Below are 1,438 nucleotides of genomic sequence, written 5' to 3'. Positions count from 1 at the left end.
GGCGATGTCCCGCTCGCTGTTGAACCGTGACCGGTGACGGCTCCTCGGTGGACATGCTACGCGGCCTTCAAGACGGCGCCGTTGTCGCTTTCGGGGCGACGGCCATCCAGGGCCTTGAGGAGGGTGCGCATCTGGCCGCAGCCACGCAGCTTGCGCATTCGCGTGGCCGCGTCGCTGAGCGCGCTGGCCACCCAGCGCAGCACCATCTGCCCGTCGCCCCAGCGCTTGACGTTGCGGCTGTAGTGCGCCACCGAGCCGTTCAGGTTCTCGATGGGGTTGGTCGTGCGCAGCGTGCGGTACAGCGCCCCGGTGATGCCCAGTGCCTGGACGGTCAGCGTCTCCTCCAGGCCCTCGCGCAGACTGGCCGCCGCACCCGGGTGCCTGGCCTGCAGCGCGGATGCCAGACGGCCGAGTTGCTTGCGCGCCAGTTCGGCGTCCGAGGCCGACCAGGCGTCCTTCAGGGCCCGCTTGACGCCGGCGTGCATGTCTTCGGGCAGGTGCTCCAGCACGTTGCGGCGCTTGTGCTCCTGGCAGCGCTGGAGGAGCGCGCACGCGCCGAAGGTCTGGACGATGGCCTTGCGCAGCGCCTTGCCGCCGTCGATCACCCACAGCCGCATGCGTTGGGCATCCAGCCCGCGCTCGACCAGGTCCGACAGCAGCGAGACGACCACCCGCGTGGCCTCGGTGGAGCCCTCGCGCAGCCCCAGGACGTGCTTGTCTCCTTGGGCGTCGATGCCCAGCGCCAGCAGGATGACGCGGTCGCGGAAGTGGATGCCGTCGATCATCACGACGGGCAGGTCCAGATCGCCCAGGGGCCGTGCGAGCCACTGTGCCAGCTGCTGCTGGCTGAGCTGCACGAAGCGGCGCGACACCGCGCTCTTGGAGGCCGCACGCGGCCGGTGTGCCGCCGGCACCGGCTCCTGGGTGCTGGCGTAACGCCGAGTCGACACACCCGCGGCGATGGCGGCCATCGTGGCGGCGTCCAGCGGGTCGCGGCCAGCAGCCCACTCGAAGCTGCGCAGTGACAACTCGCCCTCGGTCGTCGAGCGTGCCCGCGGTCGCCGTACGGCGATGCGCTGGCCGCCCAGCACGACCTGGCTGGCGGTGGTGCCGCCGCGCACGGCGCGCCGGCCAGCGTCCGGCACGCCCTTGGGGCCGCACAGCGCGATCCTGTCGGCTTCCATCATCGCGGCCAGCACCTTCTGGCCAGCGTCGATGCACAGGCCCAGGAAGGCGTGGCGAACATCGCGCAGAACACCCTGCACGGGCAGCGAGATCTGGACCTGCGAAGCAGGCATGGCCCGCAGCGCGGGCTTCGTGTGAGACTTCACTCTGGTGGCTCCTTCGGTTGCTTGTGAGGCAACCCGCATGCTCGCGCATGCGGGTCGAAGGAGCCGCCACCTCAGCTCATGCGTTCAACAGACTCCGGGACATCGCC

General features: G+C 70.7%; 1 protein-coding gene. It reads right to left on the bottom strand.

The annotated features are described in order from the left end of the window. Positions 1-56 precede the first annotated feature (56 nt). On the bottom strand, positions 57-1,331 hold the full coding sequence (locus tag D9C15_RS33070; protein WP_164886976.1) for an IS256 family transposase: 1,275 nt from the start codon (positions 1,329-1,331) through the stop codon (positions 57-59). Positions 1,332-1,438 lie beyond the last annotated feature (107 nt).

Source organism: Piscinibacter defluvii (assembly GCF_004011805.1).
GTDB lineage: Bacteria > Pseudomonadota > Gammaproteobacteria > Burkholderiales > Burkholderiaceae_C > Piscinibacter > Piscinibacter defluvii.
This window is presented reverse-complemented; position numbering and strand designations above follow the sequence as displayed.